Raw genomic sequence first — 273 nt, forward strand, 5'->3', positions numbered from 1 at the left:
GGCATCAGCAAAGCCAAACGCCGTGAAGCGGGCATTGTCTCCCAGTGCGTCCAGCAACAAGTCTTCTGTGATACGGCTCGCACCACTCATGCGCAGCTTTTCTATCTCTTGTACCGCAGCCAGCAGGTTGCCTTCGGTCTGGTGGGCCAGCAATGCGATCGCGGTCGGGTCGGCCTGCAAGCCGGCTTGCTGCAGGCGATGGCGTAGCCAGCCAGCGTACTGGTTGCGTTCAATCGGCCAGATTTGCACCAGCGCGCCGTGCTTGTCGACGGC

At 61.5% G+C, this 273-nt stretch carries 1 pseudogene; it reads right to left on the reverse strand.

Going from position 1 to position 273, the window contains the following annotated elements:
• Positions 1-249 (reverse strand): annotated as a pseudogene (locus tag Q4563_RS19865) (DNA polymerase III subunit delta); the annotation flags it as partial.
• Positions 250-273: the final 24 nt, after the last annotated feature.

It is taken from the genome of Gilvimarinus sp. 1_MG-2023 (assembly GCF_030548285.1).